This window comes from Microbacterium sp. (assembly GCF_052102115.1).
Lineage (GTDB): Bacteria > Actinomycetota > Actinomycetes > Actinomycetales > Microbacteriaceae > Microbacterium.
This window is the reverse complement of record NZ_JBQDVP010000017.1, coordinates 39,652-53,203: the sequence shown is the minus strand read 5'-3', so window position 1 is coordinate 53,203 and position 13,552 is coordinate 39,652. Positions and strand designations below refer to the sequence as shown.

The window sequence follows — 13,552 nt, the reverse complement described above, 5'->3', positions numbered from 1 at the left end:
CTCTGCGCCTCCGCTCAACGCCCACCGCGGGTCGTTGAGCGAGCGGAGCGAGACGAAACGGGCTGAGCGAGCCGAAGGCGAGTCGAAGTCAGCTCCTCACATCAGCACCTCAGGCCAGCGCATCCACCAGCGGCCGGAACTTCACCCGCGTTTCCAGCAGTTCGGTTTCCGGGTCGCTGGCCGCGACGATGCCGGCGCCGGCGTAGGCCGTCACGGCGATCGGGTCGGCATCGGAACCGGGGTTGAACTGCGCGCACCGCAGCGCGATCGCCCATTCGCCGTTGCCGTCACCGTCGATCCAGCCCACCGGCCCGGCATAGCGCCCCCGGTCGAACGGTTCGATCTCGCGGATCGCGGCGACGGCGGCTTCGGTCGGGGTGCCGGCGACCGCAGCGGTCGGATGCAGGGCGCCCACGAGGTCAAGCGCCGATCCGCCGTCCGCGAGCTCGGCCTCCACATCGGTGGCGAGGTGGAACAGATTCGGCAGTTTCAGCAGGAACGGCTGCTCGCTCGATGCCATGGCCCGCACGTGCGGGCGCAGCGATTCCAGCAGGCTCTGCACCGCATATGCATGCTCGTCGATGTCTTTCGTGCTCGTCGCCAGATGGGCCGACGCCTCGGTGTCCTGATCGGCATCGGCGCCTCGCCCGATCGTTCCCGCCAGCACGCGCGCGGTCACGCGACCATCCTGCGCAGTGACGAGCGTCTCGGGGCTCGCGCCGATGAGGCCGTCGACGGCGAAGGTCCATGTGTCGGGGTACCCGGTCGAGAGGGCGCGCAGGAGGCGCCGCAGGTCGGAGTGCGCGGGAATCGTGCCGGCGAGGTCGCGGGCCAGCACGATCTTGCCGATCTCGCCGTTGGTGATGCGGTCCAATGCCGTGCGCACCGACGCCTGGTATCCCTCCGGCGACTGCGCGCCGGGACCGACCGTTCCCGCCCAGTGCGGGCCGTACGCGCTGGGCTCGAGGGTGGCTCCTGGCTGATCCTGCGGAAGATCTTCGCCGACCGGTGCGATCCGAGTGATCCAGCCGCGGCCCTTGCGCTTGCCCAGGATGATCGAGGGGACGACCAGGATGCTGTCCGCTGCCGACCCTTCGTCGAAGGTGAGCGCGCCGAACCCGACCAGCCCGGTGCCGGGAAGCCCGACGGGATCGTCGACCTCGGCATTCGCGGAGAGTTCGCGCCACGCCTCGGCGATGATCGCGCTGCGCAGCGGGCCTTCTCCTGCGGAGACGCGGATGGATGCCGTCACCCCGGTGCCGATCGCGACGATCCCGTCGCCGCGACGCAACCACGCGAGAGGGTGCTCGGGGCTGGCATACGACAGGAGGTCTTCGACCGGATCGAATTCACGGGTTTGAACGATCAGGCGAGTGCTGCTCACCGATCCAGTTTAGGGCGCGCGGGCGTGCTCGAATCGCACGCCCGATCAGCGCGGCATCAGTGAGCGGGCGCGGCGGTGCGACATACAGTGGGAGCATGAGCGCCGATCGCCCCGCCTCCGCTGCCGAGATGATTTTCCAATGGCGCAAGTGGGACGGTTCGCCGCACTGGCGCCACGAATGCGTCTACCTCGGCGCGGACGAGTGGGGTGACTGGGTCGGTCAACCGCGCGGCTGGCACAGCATCCGGCCCGGCGCGGAGTTCTACGCCGAAGCGCCGAACGTCACCCTGGTGCCGCCGTCCGGAGACTTCTCCCTCACCGTCAACCGCGGCCACCCGTCCGGCATGCGCATCTACATCGATCTCGGCTGGGATGTCTGCTGGTCAGATGACCCGCTGCTGGCGACCGGCATCGACATGGACCTCGACGTCATCCGCCTTGAGCGCGACCGTGACCCCGCTGACGGTCCCAGCGGCACGTGGGTCGATGACCGCGACGAGTGGGCGGAGCACAGCATCCGCTACGGCTACCCGGCCGATGTCGTGACGCGCCTCGAAGCGCTCACCCTCGACCTTGAGGCGCGGGTACGGGCGCAGAGCGCTCCGTTCGACGACGCGACGGCGGATGTATGGCTCGATCGTCTGGGTGCGCTCGAACTCGACAGCCCTAGACTGGATGGGTGAACCAGCCCAATCGCGCAGACCTCGGCAGGGACCCGGCGCGGGTCAGCGGCATGTTCGATCAGGTCGCTGCGGGATACGACCGCACGAACACGGTGATGACGTTCGGCAATGACGCGCTCTGGCGGGCCGCAACGACCCGAGCGGTGGCGCCGAAGCGCGGCGAGCGCATCCTCGATCTGGCGGCGGGAACGGCATCCTCTTCAGCATCCATCGCGATGAGCGGAGCCGAGGTCGTCGCCGCCGACTTTTCACCCGGCATGCTGGCAGAGGGCAAGCGGCGGCATGCGCACCTCAAGAACCTGAGCTTCGTCGAAGCGAATGCCACGGACCTTCCCTTCAGTGATGACGAGTTCGACGCCGTGACGATGTCGTACGGACTGCGCAACGTGCAGCAGCCGAAGAAAGCGCTCGCCGAGTTGTTCCGCGTCACCCGCCCCGGTGGCCGATTGGTCATCAACGAGTTCTCCACGCCGCCCGGAAAGGCGTTCCGCGGCCTGTACCGCTTCTACAACGCTCAGGTGCTGCCCCGTGTTGCCCGAATGGCCGGCACCAACGGCGACGCCTACGACTATCTCAACGAGTCGATCCGCGACTGGCCCGATCAGAAGCGGCTCTCCGCCTGGATTCGCGAAGCCGGCTGGACCGACGTCGCCTACCGCAACCTCTCCTTCGGCATCGTCGCGCTGCACCGCGCGACCAAGCCGGTCAGCTGAACGCCGCACCGTCTGAGGATTCATCGACGACTCGGCCGCTGACGCGGTTCGCGCGACCCGCGTGCGGGTAGGGTGGGAACCGTGACTTCGAGCCCCGCTGCCCCGGGTTCGCGCCTCGCGAGCCGTCTGGGCTTCAGCGACCGCGTGTTCGTCGGACCAGCCGCGCGCCGGGTCGCTCGTCAGATCGAAGACGGGCTCGAACTCGTCGAGACGGGCCTCGCCGACGAACTGCACGTCGCCGACTCGATCGCCGATGCCTCGGCCCGCTACCTCTACGAGGCCGGCGGCAAGCGCATCCGCCCCGTCCTCACGCTGTTGACCGCTCAACTCGGCGAGGGCAACATCCCCGCCGTCATCGACATCGCCAAGGCGCTCGAGATGACCCATCTCGGCTCGCTCTACCACGACGACGTCATGGATGGTGCAGACCGCCGCCGCGGTGTCCCAGCGGCGCATGCGGTGTGGGGCAACAGCGTCGCCATTCTCACCGGCGACATCCTGTTCTCCCGCGCCAGCCAGCTCATGGCACGGTACGGCGATCGCGCGATCCGGCTTCAGGCCGATACGTTCGAGCGGCTCGTGATGGGGCAGTTGCATGAGACTGTCGGTGCGCAGGAGGGCGACGACCCGATCGCGTTCTACTTGCAGGTGCTCGCGGACAAGACCGGTTCGCTCATCGCCGCGGCGACCCAGGGCGGATCGATCTTCTCGAATGCTCCCGACGAGTACGAGGAGCCGCTGCGGGTGTACGGCGAGAAGGTCGGGGTGGCTTTCCAACTGCTCGACGACGTCATCGACCTGTCCGCCGATCCCGCCGAGACCGGCAAGGTACCGGGAACGGATCTTCGCGCCGGCGTCCCGACGATGCCGTACCTGCTGCTCAAGAACGAATCGGGTGCCGCGGCCGCGGCCCTCGCGGACCGCATCGATGATGGTGTCGCCCGGATCGCCGAGGGTGCAGACCCCGTCATTCTGGACCAGCCGCTCGCCGAACTGCGCGATCACGCTGTCACGCAGAAGACGCTCGAGCTCGCCGGATCCTGGACGCGGGAGGCCGTCACCGCACTGGAACCGTTGCCGAAGGGCACCGTGCGCGAGGCGCTGGTGCGCTTCGCCGAAACACTTGCAGACCGCAGCAGATGATCGCTCGTCGATCACTACAGCATCCGAAAGGACATCTATGACCAAGCTCAGGCTGGCCATCGTCGGGGCGGGCCCGGCGGGCATCTACGCCGCCGACATCCTGCTGAAGACCGAGCGCTCCTTCGACGTCTCGATTGACCTGTTCGAGCAGCTCCCCGCGCCCTACGGGTTGGTCCGCTACGGTGTCGCCCCCGATCATCCGCGCATCAAGGGCGTGATCAACGCGCTGCGCGATGTGCTCGACCGCGGTGACATCCGCATCTTCGGGAATGTGCGCTTCGGCGAGGACATCATGCTCACGGATCTGAAGAAGCACTACAACGCCGTGATCTTCGCCACTGGCGCCATCCGCGACGCCGATCTTGAGATTCCCGGAGTCGACGCCGAGGGTTCCTACGGGGCGGCGGAGTTCGTCAGCTGGTTCGACGGTCACCCCGATGTGCCCCGCGAGTGGCCGCTGGATGCCGAGTCGGTCGCCGTGCTCGGAAACGGCAACGTCGCGCTCGACGTGGCGCGGATCCTCGCCAAACACGCTGAGGACCTGCTGCCCACGGAGATCCCCGAGAACGTCCACGCGGGGCTCGACGCATCCCGGGTCACCGATGTGCACATCTTCGGGCGCCGCGGTCCGGCGCAGGTGAAGTTCACCCCGCTCGAACTGCGCGAGCTCGGCGAGCTGCGCGACGTCGACATGGTGGTCTACAACGAAGACTTCGACTACGACGATGCATCCATCGCCGCCATCGCCAGCAATAAGCAGGTGAAGGTCATCGACCGGGTGCTCCAGCAGTGGCGCACGCGTCCGTCGGCGGACAACGCCGGGGGAGAGGCGAGCAGGCGTCTGCATCTGCACTTCTGGTCGCGGCCGGTGGAGATCAAGAAGGATGCCGATGGCAGAGTCGCCGCCATCGTCTACGAGCGCACGCAGCCGGACGGCTCCGGCGGCATGACCGGCACCGGCGAGCTGCGCGAGATCGCGATCGGCCAGCTCTACCGCGCCGTCGGCTACTTCGGCTCCCCGCTGAAGGATGTCCCGTTCGACAAGAAGCATGGCGTCATCCCGAACCGCGAGGGCCAGGTCATCGCCAAGGATTCCAACCAGCGCGTGCCGGGCATCTATGCCACCGGCTGGATCAAGCGCGGCCCGGTCGGGCTCATCGGGCACACCAAGTCCGACGCGATGGAGACCGTGCAGCACCTGGTCAACGACCAGGGTTCGTGGTGGCAGCCGGTCGACCCCTCGGAAGAGGCCATTCCCGCACTGCTTGCCGAGCGCGGCGTGCAGTGGACGGATCTCGAGGGCTGGCACCGCCTCGACCAGCACGAGATCGGGCTCGGCGAACCGCACGAGCGCGCACGCATCAAGATCGTTCCGCGCGACGAGATGGTGCGGATCTCGCGCGGGGAGTGATGCGGGTCCCGGTCAGTTCGCCGGTTCGGTGACCTTGACCGTGAAGGTGACGGTGTCGCCGCTGGTCGCGTTGTCCAGGGTGACTTCGCTCTCCCCGACGGTCACGGCATCCAAGCCGGGATTGAACTGCGCACTGCCGTCGTCCTTGCCTGGAACGAACGCGACCACATCGCCGTTGTCGATCTCGGCCGTCCAGTCGAGGTACGTGTCGTCGTCGCCGGTCAGATCGATGGCGTTGCCCTCGGCGACCTCGACCGTTGTCCCGTCGATGTCGTTGATGTCGACGATCACCGGCGGGAGCGCCTCGCCACCCGGTTCGGCGGAGGCGCAACCGCTGACTGCCCAGGCTGTGCCGACGGCGATGAGCGCGGCGGCCGCGCGAAGTGCGGATGAACGGCGTTGGCGTGACATGTGACCCCCTCGATGCGGTGCGCCGTTCGCGTCTGGTCCCCGACGGCGTGGTTGCGCACAGCTTAGGGTGCGCGCGTCTGCGGCCGCGAGCGTGTCGCCGTGCTGAGTATCGTGGGATGCATGTCTGACTGGGTTCCTGACGTCCTCGGGGACGAGTTCGAGCAGCGCACCCTGCCGCTCGGGTCTGACGACCAGGGCGATGTGGTCGCGACGCTGGTGCGTGCGCTGCCCGCCACCCCGTCGGCACCCAACGGCTGGGAACGGTTCGTGCGGCGTCTGCGGGGGAAAGCGGTCGATGACCCTCCTCCGATGCTCGACGACATCGACGTGCTCTACGTGCACGGCTGGTCGGACTACTTCTTCCAGAAGCGTCTGGCGCGATTCTGGACGGCGCGCGGCGCGCGGTTCTACGCCCTCGATCTGCGCAAGTACGGGCGCAGCCTGCGCGACGGGCAGACTCCCGGCTACATCACGGATCTGGCCACCTACGACGAAGACATCGCCGCTGCCCTCGAGGTGATGGCGGGGGACCCCTCGTCGCCGCGCGAACGCCGACTGGTGCTGCTCGGTCATTCGACGGGCGGGCTCGTGCTGAGCCTGTGGGCCTCTCGGCACCCTGGTCGAGCGGATGCTGTCGTGTTGAACTCGCCGTGGTTGGAGTTCCAGCTCGGAGCCGTGCGCACCGCGATCCTCCCGGTGGTGGAACTGGGGGCGCGATGGCGACCGCATGATGCCGCACCGCAAGTGGATCTGGGGTTCTACGCACGCGCGCAGGCAGAGGTGGCCGACCCCGACGACCCCATGGACGTGAATCACGAGTGGCGTCCGGAGCACGCCATGACGGTCTATGCCGGCTGGCTGAACGCCATCCTCGCGGGGCACACGAGGGTGGCTGCGGGACTCGAGATCGACGCACCGGTGTGCGTGCTGCTGTCGACTCGTTCGCTGCCGCCGACGCGTTGGTCCAACGAGCTCACCTCGGCGGACACGGTGCTCGTCGTCGAAGAGATCGCGCGCCGGGCGCTGAAGCTGGGTTCAACAGTGACGGTGGAGCGCATCGACGGGGCGCTGCACGACGTGTTCCTGTCGCGCAAGCACGCGCGCGACGATGCTTACGCACGGCTGGGGCGCTGGGTCGCCGGGTGGGCGGCTGCCCGTCAGGGATGATGCGCCTGGAGTTTGCGGGATTATCGCCTTACGTCCGCTGAGTGTCAACGGTGGTCACGGCCAGCGACTTGGTGAGATGCTTGGGTCCAGATCGACGAACGGAGTCTCAGATGAGCGAGCCCATCTATCCAGAAGACGCACTGGAGCAGTCCGACCCCAATCCAGAAGGGGAGGACGTTGACCCGGACGACCTGTCGATCGCCGGGTCAGACATGCCCTACGGCGATGACGACGAGGAGTCTGAACTCGACGAGCGGGCGTGACCGGCGTGTGAGCGTCTCGCGGTCTACCGGTAGTTGATGAACTGCAGGTCGAGGTCGAGATCGGAGCCCTTGAGCAACGCGATCACGGACTGCAGATCATCGCGACTCTTGGACTGCACGCGCAGCTCGTCGCCCTGAATCTGGCTCTTGACGCCCTTGGGGCCCTCGTCGCGAATGATCTTGGAGATCTTCTTCGCGTTCTCCGAGGAGATGCCGTCCTTCAGCGTGGAAACGATGCGGAACTCCTTGCCGCTGGCGAACGGTTCGCCCGACTCGAGGCTCTTGAGCGAGATGCCGCGCTTGATGAGCTTGGACTGGAACACGTCGAGGACTGCCTTCGCACGCTCTTCGGTGTTCGCCTTGATCAGAATGGACTCGCCGCTCCACTCGACCGAAGCTCCGGTGCCCTTGAAGTCGTAGCGCTGCTCGACCTCTTTGCGGGCCTGGTTGAGGGCGTTCTCCGCCTCCTGGTGGTCGACCTTGCTGACGATGTCGAACGATGAGTCTGCCATGGCGCCATCCTATCGATTCTGGTTTCGTACACGGATCTTGGAAGCGCTTCCACGGCGGCGAGCTCGTTAGTCCGTGTGTCACGACTTGATATCAGCAGCTTTCCGCATTGCCTTATGGATGCGTCGCCATGCATACTGTAAGCGCTTGCAGTATGGCAGGCACTCAACAGCATCGAGAGAGGCACACACCAATGAAGGTGAACAAGAGGGGCATCCTCGCGTTCGGCGCGATCGCCGCGGTTTCCACACTCACGCTCGCCGGCTGCTCCGCCGGTGGCGACAGCGACGCGGGCGGCGACGAATCGACCGACTCCGCACTGGTCGTCTGGGTCGATGCCGAGCGCGTCGATGCTGTGCAGGGCGCAGCCGACGCCTACGAGGAGAAGACCGGGGTCGCCGTCGAGATCGTCGGCAAGGACGTCGACACAGTCAAGGACGACTTCATCCAGCAGGTTCCGACTGGCAAGGGCCCGGACATCACGATGGGAGCGCACGACTGGCTGGGCGAGCTGTCCACCAACGGTGTCGTCGCTCCGCTCGAACTGGGCGACTCGGCATCCGACTACCTCGATGTCGCACTCCAGGCGTCCACCTACGAAGGCAGCGTCTACATGCTTCCGTATGCGGTCGAGAACATCGCCGTACTGCGCAACGCCGACATCGTCCCCGAGCCCGCCTCGAACTTCGACGACATGATCGCCCAGGGGCGGGCCGCCGGACTCGACCAGCCGTTCGTCGTCGAACAGGGGGCCGAGGGCAACCCGTACCACCTGTACCCGTTCCAGACCGCGTTCGGGGCCCCGGTGTTCGGTACCGACTCCTCAGGCAGCTACGACCCTGCCGATCTGCAGCTCGGCAATGAGGGTGGCACAGAGTTCGCCACGTGGCTCGGTGCCCAGGGCGCGGACGGCGTTCTCAACACCGACATCGACGGCGAGATCGCCAAGCAGCAGTTCATCGACGGTAAGGCAGCCTTCTGGCTGACTGGTCCGTGGAACGTCGGTGCCGCCGTCGACGCCGGCATCAACGTCGAGATCGATCCGGTGCCGAGCCCGACCGACCAGGTCGCCTCGCCATTCGCCGGCGTGAAGGGGTTCTTCGTCGGCTCCGAGTCGAACAACAAGGTCGCCGCCAACGACTTCCTGGTCAACTATCTCGGCACCGAGGACGTCCAGCTCGAGCTGTTCGAAACCGGCAACATCCTCCCAGCTCTGACCGCTGCGGCGGACACCGCGGCATCCGACCCGATCATCGCCGGATTCCAGACCGTCGGCGCTGACGCCGTCCCGATGCCGGCCATCCCGGCGATGGGCGCCGTCTTCCAGTTCTGGGGCATCGCCGAGGCGGCCGTCATCAACGGCGCCGACCCTGCCGCCACCTGGCAGAAGCTGGCCGACGACGTGTCCGCCTCCATCGAGTAGCGCTTCGGAGCCTCGAGAACACAGTTCGTTCTGTCGGGGCGGGTGCGCACGCGCTCGCCCCGACAGTGTGATGACGGGATGAAGATGACCGACCCCACCGCAACGGAGCTGACGCCACCGCCGACCCGGCGTCAGCGTCAGGCCGCGCAGATCGCCGAGGCCGCCTCCGGACGCATCGGTTGGATGCTGTTGAAGATCGTGCTCCTTGCGGTCGTCGATGCCATCGCGCTGTACGCCGTATTCGTGCTGTTCACGAACCGCGAGTGGGTGGTGCTCGGACTGGTCGTGCTCGTCACGGCATTCGTCAACTACGTCTACTTCTCCCGCAAGGCGATTCCGGCGAAGTACCTGACGCCGGGCGTCATCTTCCTGATCATCTTCCAGGTGTTCACGCTGCTGTACACCGGATACATCGGCTTCACCAACTACGGCACCGGGCACAACGGCTCGAAAGATCAGGCGGTCGCCGCGCTCATGGCCTCCGCGCAGGAACGGGTTGAGGACTCGCCCGCCTACCCCGTGACCGTCGTGGAGCAGCTCGGCACGCTCGGGCTGCTCGTCACCGATCCGGTGGACGGCGACGTCAGCGTCGGTTCGAATGACCAACCGCTGACGGAGGTCGACGGCGCGACGATGGAGGACGGCAAGGCGGTCGCCGTCGACGGATGGGACGCGCTCAGCTTCGCCCAGGTTCTCGCCCGGTCCAATGAGATCGAGCAGTTGTCGGTCGACTACAGCAATGACCCGAACGACGGCGCCATCCGCACGCCGGACGGCCAGAACGGGTACCTGTATGTCTCGTCGCTCGTGTACGACGAGGCCGCCGGCACCATGACCGACACCGGGTCCGACACGACCTACGAAGACATCGGTACCGGTGCCTTCACCTCGGCCGACGGCGAAGAACTGCTGCCCGGCTGGCAGATCACCGTCGGGTTCGACAACTTCGTCCGCGCGTTCACGGATGAATCGATCCGCGGACCACTCGTCTCGGTGACGATTTGGACCTTCGTATTCGCCCTGCTTTCGGTCGCCACGACGTTCTTCCTCGGCCTGCTGCTGGCGCTGGTCTTCAACAACACCAAGATGCGGTTCCGCAACGGCTACCGCATCCTGCTCATCCTTCCCTACGCGTTCCCGGCGTTCCTGTCGGCACTGGTCTGGGCGGGCATGATGAACGAGAGCTTCGGCTTCATCAACCAGGTGCTCTTCGGCGGAGCATCCATCCCCTGGCTGACGGACCCCGTTCTCGCGAAGGTCTCTGCGCTGATCGTCAATCTCTGGCTCGGCTTCCCCTATATGTTCCTCGTCTGCATGGGGGCGCTGCAGGGAATTCCCGAAGAAGTGAACGAGGCCGGCGTCATGGACGGCGCGAACCCGTGGCAGGTCTTCCGGCAGATCAAGCTGCCGCTGCTGCTGGTCACTGTGGCTCCGCTGCTGATCTCCACGTTCGCGTTCAACTTCAACAACTTCAACCTGATTTACATGCTCACCGGAGGCGGGCCGAGGTTCACCGATGTGTCGATCCCCGTGGGCCACACCGACATCCTGATCTCCATGGTGTACAAGGTCGCCTTCACGGGCCAGACGCGCGACTACGGCCTCGCATCGGCATTCACGATCATCATCTTCATCGTGGTTGCTGTGATCTCGATCATCAGCTTCCGCAGGACCAAGGCACTCGAGGAGCTGAACTGAGATGACCATTACCACCTCCTCCCCACGCCGCCGTCGGCGATCCTTCGGCGCGTGGTTCGGCGACACCGGGTGGCGCCACCTGGTCGCCGTCGTCGTGACCATCTTCGCGATCTTCCCGCTGCTGTACGTCTTCTCGGCCTCGCTCAACCCGCGCGGCACGCTCACCGGCTCGAACCAGTTGTTCTCGGCCGTGGGCATTGACAGTTACGTGCGCATCCTCACCGATCCGAAGAATCCGTACGGGCTGTGGTTCCTCAACACGCTCGTCATCGCCGTCGTCACAGGTCTGGTCACCGTGTTCATCGGTGCTTGTGCGGCATATGCCTTCTCGCGCATGCGCTTTGCTGGACGTCGTGTGGGGCTCGTAACGATCGTCGTCGTGCAGATGTTTCCGCAGCTGCTCGCCGTGGTCGCGATCTTCCTGCTCATGACGACGCTGGGGGACTGGTTCCCTGCCATCGGCTTGAACACGCACACCGGACTGATCCTGGTCTACCTCGGCGGCGCGCTGGGTGTGAACACCTACCTCATGTACGGCTTCTTCAACACGATCCCCAAAGAACTCGACGAGGCCGCCCGCATCGACGGCGCCGGCCACGCCCGCATCTTCTTCACGATCATCCTGCGCCTGGTGGCTCCGATCCTCGCTGTGGTGGGGCTGCTGAGCTTCATCGGGACGGTCAACGAGTACGTCGTGGCCAGCGTCATGCTCATCGATCCGGAGCAGCAGACCCTCGTGGTCGGCCTCACCAAACTCGTATCCAACCCGCGTTACGCGGACTGGTCGGCGTTCTCTGCCGGAGCCGTGATGGCTGCCATCCCTGTGATGATCCTGTTCCTGTTCCTGCAGAAGTACATCGTCGGCGGCCTCACGGCCGGTGCGACCAAGGGCTGAGGCCGACGAGCCGGTGGTGTTCGCGCGCGCAGCAGGCATCATGAGCGCGTGTCCAGCCCCGCACTGCGTGCGGCTCGTCGTACCGTGGAGACATGGCACGGGCTGACGGTCGCAACCTCGCGTTGAGTTGGATCGCGGGTCTCATCTGCACCGGCGTCGTCGCCGCGCTGGTGTGGCTCGCGCTGCCGATGGGGCCCGTGATGGTGCAGTACGTCGGCGATACGTTGCGCACGGTCTTGCCGGGGGGCGCGGACGCTCCCTGACGGGTCGGCCGACACGTCGGCACGCCTGCGCTTTCGCATGCCATCGCGGCGATATCCTCGCACTGCACACAACGAGGAGAGGCGCCCACATGAGTGACCCCGAGGTTCCCCAGCACGAGCAGAAGTCCGGCGTCGACGACGTCGTCGACAGCGCCAATGCCGGACTCGCGGAGGCCGAGGCCGCGCGCGCCGACCAGCCGCAAGCGGCCGAGGCGGATGCTGCGGACCACACGCCCGCCGATCCCGCACCCGCCGACAACACCCCCGTCGATCACGACGCCGTCGACCCCGACCTCGCAGCATTCGAAGCGGCCGAGCGCGACCACCCCGGCACCTTCGGCGGAGCGGGGCGTGCCGAAGCGGCCCCTGTGAAGGACGAGTCCCGCTTCAGCAGGACGGATGACGCGACGATCGCCGACTCCGCGTATGCGCCGCCCGTCGCCGACGCCACCGAGACCCGTGTCGTCCCCTCCGAGCCGTACGCGGCGGAGACGGTCGCCGCGACGCCGGCCCACCAGCAGCCGATCTTCGTTCAGGCACCTGAGCCGCCGCGCGAGCGCGGCAACCGCGGCACGGCCGGTGCGATCGGTCTGCTCGCCACGATCGTCTTCGCGATCCTGTATCTCGGCATCGGGCTGGGGTGGAGCGCGCTTCGCGGTGACATCGCGGGCGGCGAGGTCGTCGACGTCGTTCTCACCACGCTGACGACCTGGGCGTTCTGGGTGCCTGTCGCCGTCTTCTTCATCGGCTTCTGGCTGCTCGGAGCGATCATCAACCGCGGCCGCTGGGGACTCTGGGTCGTGTTCGGGCTCCTGGTGGGCGTCGTCTCCTACGGCGGGTACATCCTCGGTCAGCTGTTCGAAGCGCCGTTCTGGCTCATCAACGCTTCTGAGGCGACCACGCTCGTGGGCGACCAGCTCTTCGCGCCCCTCGCGATCGCATCGTTCGTGCTCGGCCGCGAACTGACCATCTGGTTCGGTGCATGGGTCGCCCGCAGTGGCGCCCGCAAGACCGAGCTCAATGACGAGGCCCAGCGTGAGTACGAGCGCACGCTCGAGGCCGGTCCGAATCTCTCGAGGTAACCACGGACATGTCATCGTCTGACCCCCGTGGGCCCGAGTCCGCGGGGGTTTCGGCTGTCCTGGCGACGGTGATGACGGCCATCGGATTCTTCGCGCTGGCGGTGTTCGGCCTCGGGGCGCTGAGCGTCGCGACGGATGCCGACATCATCTCCGTCCCCGGTCTGGGCCAGGCGCCCGGCATCGTCGGCATGATCATCGCGATCGCGGTGTTCGCCGGCATTCTCTGGCTCGCCGTCCGGATCGCACGACCACGGTTCCGATCTGTGTGGACCATCGCGATCGCAACAGCGCTGGCGCACTTGATCGGCGTCGGCATCGCGACGCTCGTCGTGACGGGAGAATTCGTCACCGGACTGGCGGTCATGGGTGGACTGATCAGCGGGGGAGCGAGTCTCATCATTCTGGCGGCAGCGGCGGTCGCCGGTTGGGCCGGTGTCGCGCTTCGGCGCACCCGGGCGGGCCGTCCGCGGTGGCCGTGGGAGCGCGACGACCCCGACGCCGGTTGA

The 13,552-nt window shown here is 66.6% G+C and carries 15 protein-coding genes; 12 read left to right on the top strand and 3 right to left on the bottom strand.

The features are described from left to right. Positions 1-109 precede the first annotated feature (109 nt). Complete coding sequence (locus ACTICP_RS07640) at positions 110-1,384, bottom strand: isochorismate synthase (protein ID WP_441891083.1); 1,275 nt, start codon at positions 1,382-1,384, stop codon at positions 110-112. Between the two features lie 95 nt (positions 1,385-1,479). Between ACTICP_RS07640 and ACTICP_RS07635 the strand changes: the two genes are divergently transcribed. The 4 genes from ACTICP_RS07635 to ACTICP_RS07620 all read left to right on the top strand — a co-directional run bounded on the left by ACTICP_RS07635 (position 1,480) and on the right by ACTICP_RS07620 (position 5,334). Continuing rightward, positions 1,480-2,067 (top strand): hypothetical protein, encoded by a 588-nt coding sequence (locus tag ACTICP_RS07635; protein ID WP_441891081.1) that lies wholly within the window; start codon positions 1,480-1,482, stop codon positions 2,065-2,067. Next, positions 2,064-2,780 (top strand): class I SAM-dependent methyltransferase, encoded by a 717-nt coding sequence (locus ACTICP_RS07630; RefSeq protein ID WP_441891079.1) that lies wholly within the window; start codon positions 2,064-2,066, stop codon positions 2,778-2,780. The genes ACTICP_RS07635 and ACTICP_RS07630 overlap by 4 nt, the downstream gene beginning before the upstream one ends. An 81-nt stretch (positions 2,781-2,861) precedes the next feature. After that, positions 2,862-3,923, top strand: coding sequence for a polyprenyl synthetase family protein (locus ACTICP_RS07625; RefSeq protein WP_441891077.1), 1,062 nt, complete (start codon positions 2,862-2,864; stop codon positions 3,921-3,923). A gap of 37 nt (positions 3,924-3,960) precedes the next feature. Then, entirely contained in the window at positions 3,961-5,334 is a 1,374-nt protein-coding gene (locus ACTICP_RS07620; RefSeq protein WP_441891075.1) for an FAD-dependent oxidoreductase, read from the top strand. Positions 5,335-5,346: 12 nt separating this feature from the next. Here ACTICP_RS07620 and ACTICP_RS07615 read toward each other — a convergent pair whose 3' ends face one another. Further along, on the bottom strand, positions 5,347-5,745 hold the full coding sequence (locus tag ACTICP_RS07615; protein ID WP_441891073.1) for a hypothetical protein: 399 nt from the start codon (positions 5,743-5,745) through the stop codon (positions 5,347-5,349). A gap of 120 nt (positions 5,746-5,865) precedes the next feature. Between ACTICP_RS07615 and ACTICP_RS07610 the strand changes: the two genes are divergently transcribed. Together ACTICP_RS07610 and ACTICP_RS07605 are read left to right on the top strand one after the other, a co-directional pair. Continuing rightward, entirely contained in the window at positions 5,866-6,912 is a 1,047-nt protein-coding gene (locus tag ACTICP_RS07610) for an alpha/beta hydrolase (protein WP_441891071.1), read from the top strand. A 110-nt stretch (positions 6,913-7,022) separates the two neighbouring features. Next, complete coding sequence (locus ACTICP_RS07605; RefSeq protein ID WP_441891069.1) at positions 7,023-7,175, top strand: hypothetical protein; 153 nt, start codon at positions 7,023-7,025, stop codon at positions 7,173-7,175. A 23-nt stretch (positions 7,176-7,198) separates the two neighbouring features. On the opposite strand, the gene ACTICP_RS07600 is transcribed toward ACTICP_RS07605, so the two are convergent. Then, a complete protein-coding gene (locus tag ACTICP_RS07600; protein ID WP_441891067.1) occupies positions 7,199-7,687 on the bottom strand; it encodes a YajQ family cyclic di-GMP-binding protein in 489 nt (162 codons plus the stop codon). A gap of 191 nt (positions 7,688-7,878) precedes the next feature. Between ACTICP_RS07600 and ACTICP_RS07595 the strand changes: the two genes are divergently transcribed. The 6 genes from ACTICP_RS07595 to ACTICP_RS07570 all read left to right on the top strand — a co-directional run bounded on the left by ACTICP_RS07595 (position 7,879) and on the right by ACTICP_RS07570 (position 13,552). Beyond that, complete coding sequence (locus ACTICP_RS07595) at positions 7,879-9,108, top strand: sugar ABC transporter substrate-binding protein (protein WP_441891065.1); 1,230 nt, start codon at positions 7,879-7,881, stop codon at positions 9,106-9,108. An 84-nt stretch (positions 9,109-9,192) separates the two neighbouring features. Continuing rightward, positions 9,193-10,806, top strand: a complete 1,614-nt coding sequence (locus tag ACTICP_RS07590) for an ABC transporter permease subunit (protein WP_441891063.1) — start codon at positions 9,193-9,195, stop codon at positions 10,804-10,806. A 1-nt stretch (position 10,807) separates the two neighbouring features. Beyond that, a complete protein-coding gene (locus ACTICP_RS07585; RefSeq protein ID WP_441891061.1) occupies positions 10,808-11,701 on the top strand; it encodes a sugar ABC transporter permease in 894 nt (297 codons plus the stop codon). A 92-nt stretch (positions 11,702-11,793) separates the two neighbouring features. Beyond that, positions 11,794-11,964 carry a hypothetical protein gene (locus ACTICP_RS07580; RefSeq protein ID WP_441891059.1) on the top strand — a complete coding sequence of 57 codons (171 nt, stop codon included), beginning with the start codon at positions 11,794-11,796 and terminating at the stop codon, positions 11,962-11,964. Positions 11,965-12,053: 89 nt separating this feature from the next. Next, a complete protein-coding gene (locus ACTICP_RS07575) occupies positions 12,054-13,046 on the top strand; it encodes an ABC transporter (RefSeq protein ID WP_441891057.1) in 993 nt (330 codons plus the stop codon). A gap of 71 nt (positions 13,047-13,117) precedes the next feature. Beyond that, a complete protein-coding gene (locus tag ACTICP_RS07570) occupies positions 13,118-13,552 on the top strand; it encodes a hypothetical protein (RefSeq protein WP_441891055.1) in 435 nt (144 codons plus the stop codon).

What these genes read in the sequence shown, in the direction of transcription:
- ACTICP_RS07635 (WP_441891081.1), top strand. Translation starts at nt 1,480, where the DNA reads ATGAGCGCCGATCGCCCCGCCTCCGCTGCCGAGATGATTTTCCAATGG.
- ACTICP_RS07620 (WP_441891075.1), top strand. Translation starts at nt 3,961, where the DNA reads ATGACCAAGCTCAGGCTGGCCATCGTCGGGGCGGGCCCGGCGGGCATC.
- ACTICP_RS07615 (WP_441891073.1), bottom strand. Translation starts at nt 5,745, where the DNA reads ATGTCACGCCAACGCCGTTCATCCGCACTTCGCGCGGCCGCCGCGCTC.
- ACTICP_RS07610 (WP_441891071.1), top strand. Translation starts at nt 5,866, where the DNA reads ATGTCTGACTGGGTTCCTGACGTCCTCGGGGACGAGTTCGAGCAGCGC.
- ACTICP_RS07605 (WP_441891069.1), top strand. Translation starts at nt 7,023, where the DNA reads ATGAGCGAGCCCATCTATCCAGAAGACGCACTGGAGCAGTCCGACCCC.
- ACTICP_RS07600 (WP_441891067.1), bottom strand. Translation starts at nt 7,687, where the DNA reads ATGGCAGACTCATCGTTCGACATCGTCAGCAAGGTCGACCACCAGGAG.
- ACTICP_RS07595 (WP_441891065.1), top strand. Translation starts at nt 7,879, where the DNA reads ATGAAGGTGAACAAGAGGGGCATCCTCGCGTTCGGCGCGATCGCCGCG.
- ACTICP_RS07590 (WP_441891063.1), top strand. Translation starts at nt 9,193, where the DNA reads ATGACCGACCCCACCGCAACGGAGCTGACGCCACCGCCGACCCGGCGT.
- ACTICP_RS07585 (WP_441891061.1), top strand. Translation starts at nt 10,808, where the DNA reads ATGACCATTACCACCTCCTCCCCACGCCGCCGTCGGCGATCCTTCGGC.
- ACTICP_RS07580 (WP_441891059.1), top strand. Translation starts at nt 11,794, where the DNA reads ATGGCACGGGCTGACGGTCGCAACCTCGCGTTGAGTTGGATCGCGGGT.
- ACTICP_RS07575 (WP_441891057.1), top strand. Translation starts at nt 12,054, where the DNA reads ATGAGTGACCCCGAGGTTCCCCAGCACGAGCAGAAGTCCGGCGTCGAC.
- ACTICP_RS07570 (WP_441891055.1), top strand. Translation starts at nt 13,118, where the DNA reads ATGACGGCCATCGGATTCTTCGCGCTGGCGGTGTTCGGCCTCGGGGCG.